The 4690-nt window shown below is 64.3% G+C and carries 4 protein-coding genes; 1 reads left to right on the top strand and 3 read right to left on the bottom strand.

Annotation, left to right across the window (positions count from 1 at the left end):
- Positions 1 to 476: 476 nt before the first annotated feature.
- Positions 477 to 1052, top strand: coding sequence for a hypothetical protein (locus tag GPT33_RS17080; protein WP_363929468.1), 576 nt, complete (start codon positions 477 to 479; stop codon positions 1050 to 1052).
- Positions 1053 to 1159: 107 nt separating this feature from the next.
- On the opposite strand, the gene GPT33_RS17075 is transcribed toward GPT33_RS17080, so the two are convergent.
- From GPT33_RS17075 to GPT33_RS17065, 3 genes are all read right to left on the bottom strand, one after another.
- A complete protein-coding gene (locus tag GPT33_RS17075) occupies positions 1160 to 1819 on the bottom strand; it encodes a potassium channel family protein (protein WP_296811368.1) in 660 nt (219 codons plus the stop codon).
- A 234-nt stretch (positions 1820 to 2053) separates the two neighbouring features.
- Positions 2054 to 3499 (bottom strand): TolC family protein, encoded by a 1446-nt coding sequence (locus tag GPT33_RS17070; RefSeq protein ID WP_296811366.1) that lies wholly within the window; start codon positions 3497 to 3499, stop codon positions 2054 to 2056.
- Between the two features lie 83 nt (positions 3500 to 3582).
- Positions 3583 to 4690 (bottom strand): FUSC family protein (locus GPT33_RS17065; RefSeq protein WP_296811364.1); only part of this gene is annotated, 1108 nt, incomplete at its 5' end.

Raw genomic sequence — 4690 nt, 5'->3', positions numbered from 1 at the left:
CGAGATCGGCTCCTAGTTTCCCGATCATCGTTCATCATGGGAGAGCGCGCGTCAATGTCCTATTTTGGATAAAGATCGCCCCTCGATAGCCACTCGCGCGGCTCCATGCTCGAAGAGCCGGAGATACGTGCGGTTGCGACGTGACTGACGACCCGAGCGCGCCGACGATCGTTACCGCACCATCGGTCGCGCCGGCCCGGAACACTCACTCTTCGGCCCGTTATCTCCGGGCGATGCTGCCTGACGAGCACAGGCCGCTGAGATCAGGCCGCAGCTGTTCGAATCCCTGCCGCGGATTCCGCGCCTTGACCTCACCTGGCACCACAGCTATCGTATTCATTCAGTCTATGCCTAACGATCAGCGGCGCTTGGCGTTCCCGCTCGTTACAGAGAAATCGGAGCCGCCGTGCGATGACGGAATGGTTGTTGTCGACAGTTCGCGACAATGTTGAAATCCCGCGGCAGACGTTTCCGCGATTGCCGGAAAAATCGGTTATCTCGACCGCGAAACCGAGCGTGCCGATATTGCCTTCATCGGTGCAGGGATCACCCTTGGTGCGCTGATTGGCGCGATGACACTGAACGTCGGCTCGATACCGCTGACACTGTCCACGGCCGGCGGCGTGCTTCTGGTCGGTTTGCTCTTTGGCTGGCTGCGCTCTGTCCGGCCTGCGTTTGGTCGGGTGCCGCGGGCGACGACCTGGTTCATGAGCTCGATCGGCCTGAACATGTTCATTGCCGTTGTTGGTCTTAGCGCTGGCCCCGGCGTCATTGACGGGCTGAAAGAACTGGGGTATGTGTTTGTGCTGTGGAGCATCGCTGCAGCGGCCGTGCCCATGCTGCTATCAATCTATATCGGGAAATATCTATTCCGTTTCGATGATGCAATCCTGTTCGGTTGTTGTGCGGGTTCACGCACCGCTGCCGCCGCGCTCAGCATGATTACAGACAAGTCGCAAAGTGACGTGCCAGCCATTGGCTATTCCGTCGCTTATGCGACATCAAGCATTATCCTGACACTCTTCGGTATCGTCATCGTGCTGATCCGTTGAGTGCAGGTTTCAACCTAAACCACGCTCGGATTGGTGTGCGTTATTTGCTGGCGCGGCCAAGCCATACGCAGAGTGAAAACAATGACGCATCTCGCTCTGGACACGGTTTAGCGGCTCGATGTACGTATGCCGACCAAGCGTGCGAGAAACACGGCGACGAACATCGGGCCGACAACGGCCTCGATCATTGCGAATGACTTTGCCGGCGGGGTCAATGGAGTGATGTCGCCAAAGCCGACGGTGGTCAAGGTAGAGAAGCTGAAATAGATCAGCTGACTTTCGATCTGGGGGATGCCGACCGGGGCCTCATGCGCGAAATAAAACGAACCCGGTACAAGTATCTCCAGGAGCATGAACACGAGCGCGAAGCAGTAGCCGAGCAGGATGTAGACGCAAATGCCGCCGTAAACCGTGTCGTTGGTGGGTGATCCGCGGCGCTGGATATAGAGGAAGAGGGCGCCTGCATTGAATCCGGTAAACAGCAGTGAGAACAGGATCGAGACCGGCGCCAGCGCCGAGGCTTGGAGCCAGAAAAAGGTCCAGCGGGCGGCGAGTGCCGGCACCAGAAGGACGCAGCCGACAACGAGTAGTATCCGGTTGTGGTACATCGAGGCCAGTCCGGCGAGCAGGACCGCTGATGCAGCGATGTTGCCCAGTATTTCCCCAACGCCGATGGTCGCAAAGCCGCTGCTGGCACCGAGAACGAGCAGGCTGAAGAGTAGGATGGCGAAGCGAATCGGGCGCTCTTCGGGTGCGGAGTTATGCATGAAACGGCTCGGTGCTTGATTCCCGCGATGGATATTGAACATGCGATGGACCTTGCGCGGATCGCTTAGGCGGTCATTCGCGTTGCGGCGGTCATGAAGGCCCCTTTCAGGGATCCGCAAGCAACGTGACACGGCATTGAGAAGTATTAGATTCTAAACCGCGTCTCACCGGGATCGAGGAGATCGCGGAAGCCAAACCCACACTAAAAAGATGCATGTCGCTCTGGACGCGGTTTAGGGCAGACTCTCGCGCGAGGTCAGCGAGCCGACCACGAAGGCGAGGTTCACCGCACCGATCAATGCGGCCGCATGCGCCTCTGCCCGGGCCTCGCGCGCGTCGAGCAGTGCGGTGTCGGCCGCTGTCGCGGCATCGACCGTACCGACACCATTACGGTAGGCCGCGAACGCGGCATCGTAAGTGATCGAGGCGGCACCGACGAGCGCCGTGGCAGCGCGGTGCGATTCGAGCGCGGTCCACAGCGCGTTGCGCGCCGCAACGATTTCGGTCACTGCCGCAGTCTGCACCCGTTGAAACTCATCCTCGGCCATCTCGGCCCGGGATTCGGCCTCTTTAACCTGCGCCGCCCGCAGACCGGAGTCGTAGAGCGGTACGGTCACCCCTACAAGCAGGCCCGTGCCCGAGCCCTGCTGGCCGATCGAGGGCAGGCCGGACACATCGAAGTTGCCCGAGCCCGATGCGATGTTGCCGCCGGCATAGACCTTGGGGAGATAGTTCGCCTGAGCAGCTTTGACACCCGCCTTGCTGGCTTGCATCGCCGCGTAGCTCGCCGCAACATCGGGCCGCTGCGAAAGCGCCCGGTGGATTGTCGCCTCGAGGGATGCGGAGGCGGGCGCCGGGAGCGGCCGGCGGGTGACGCTGACCGCGTCGACCTTCAAAGCCGCGTTCACGCCCACGGCGGCGAGCAGGTTCTGATACGCATCGCGCTCCGCCCCGTCGGCTTCGACCCGACGTAGCTCGGCCTGTGCCACGGCCTGACGCGCCTGTGCAGTCTCCACGCTGGTGGCGAGCCCCTGCGCCGCGCGCGCTTCGACAGCGGTCCGGACCGCTTCGGCGTTGCGCAAGGCCGTTTCGGCGAAGCCGCGTCGCTGGATCGCGGCACCATAGACGTAGTAAGCCTGTGAGACGTCGAAGATCAGTTGTTGATGCGTGCCGTTGAAGAGGACGTTCGCCGCAATCGCCGCGTGCTTGGCTGCGGTCGCGAGTGCCTGGCGCTGCCCGAAGTCGAAAATCAGCCACTGCAGCGCGAGAATCTGCGCCGTACCCTCTTCGGTGGTCTCGAAACTGAGGCTTTCGCCCAGCACCTCCGGCAGCGGCGTTGTCAGGTCCTGATACCCACCGATCACACTCGCGGTCATCACGGGCAGGTAGGTGGCCTCCACCATACCGACGGCCAGCGCCGCCTGCCGAGCCTGCTGCCAGGCCGCTCGGGTCGCCGGGTTCGTTCGCTGTGCGAGATCGATGAGCTCGGGCAGGCTGTAGACGCGGGCCGGATCGATCCCCTCGGGCTGCGCGAGTTGTGCGCGTGCAGAGTCCGCGGGGATGCTGAAGTTCGCAGGCCCATCCTCCGGCGTAGGTTGCGCAGCGGGCGCGAGACTCCACAGGCGTGTCTCCTCGTCGCCGCGAGGCGTCCAGGGCTGGTCGGACGATGCGGATGTCATGTTCGCCGCGTTGGAGGCGCAACCCGCCAGCGTCAGCGTCAGAACTGCAGCCCCGGCGACGCGCGCTAAGGAGTGGCGGACCCTCATCCTGCGGCCCCCTGCAGTCGGTCGAGTGGGCGGGCGAATGGACCGGCGCTCGGCGCTGGACCGTCAGGCCGAGCCGGCGATGCCGAAGGACCGGAGCCGGGATGGGGCTCGGGTTCTCCGGCGGGTCCGCGAAACCGCTCGGCGAGACGCTCGAGCTGCTTGGCGGTGTGCTCGAGATCGGCGTCACGACTCAACCAAATGGTGCGATTGAGCGCCTCGATCTGCGTGACCGCGCCATGGAGCGCCGTTTCGCGCGCGGGCGTCGGCCGCAACCCGCGCGGCTCGAAGGGCAACACGCGCAGCGCCTCCTCGGCCTTGCCGGCCAGCGCTTCGACCGCGGCGGCGCTGCCCACGGCGTTCGCTCGACGTTCGGGTGCAAGCCGCGCCATCCGTGCCAGCTCCGAGAGTGCGTGCGCGAACCATGCACGGACCTCGCCCTCGACGGGCGCCGGCCAGATGCGCGTGAAGATCAGATAGACCACGAGATTGCCGAGCAGAATGCCGAAGATCCTGCCCTGTGCCGTGTCGAGACTGACACTCGGCCCGAAGCCCTGCAGCACCGTCAACAGGAACGCGAGCGCAACCTGCACACCGGCGTAGGCGATGCGCTCGGGGCCTGTCGAGACCCAGGCGCCGACGAGGCAGCCGAAGAACACGAGGACCATCAGCGCGCCGATCCCGTCGATCAGGGGAATGACCCAGAAGATCGCCGCGACCCCGATCGCCGCCCCGATCAGGCACCCGGTGATGCGCAGCGCGAGCTTATGCACGGTCTCGCCGGTGGTGGCGAGCGCGGCGACATAGCAGGTGATCATCGCCGTATGGATCCCCTGCCAGTCGATCGCCGTATAGATGAGAAAGCAGATCACCGCCGCCGCCGTGGTCTTGAGCGCAAAGCGGGAATAGGCGGGATTGGTCAGCGCATCCGGCGCGACGAAGGGCGTCTTGGGTGCCGGCACGATCTCGGGCTCGGGTGCTCCGGCGAGCACGCCCAGTGCGTCCCGGGCCGCCCGCTCGGCCGGGCCGGCGTTTGCAGGCGGATCTGGTGGCATCGGCGGAACCTCGCCCGCGCCGAGCGCGGCGTGGGCCGCACGGATGTGGTCC

Source organism: Thiocapsa sp., from assembly GCF_011390875.1.
Classification (GTDB): Bacteria; Pseudomonadota; Gammaproteobacteria; order Chromatiales; family Chromatiaceae; genus Thiocapsa.
This window is presented reverse-complemented; position numbering and strand designations above follow the sequence as displayed.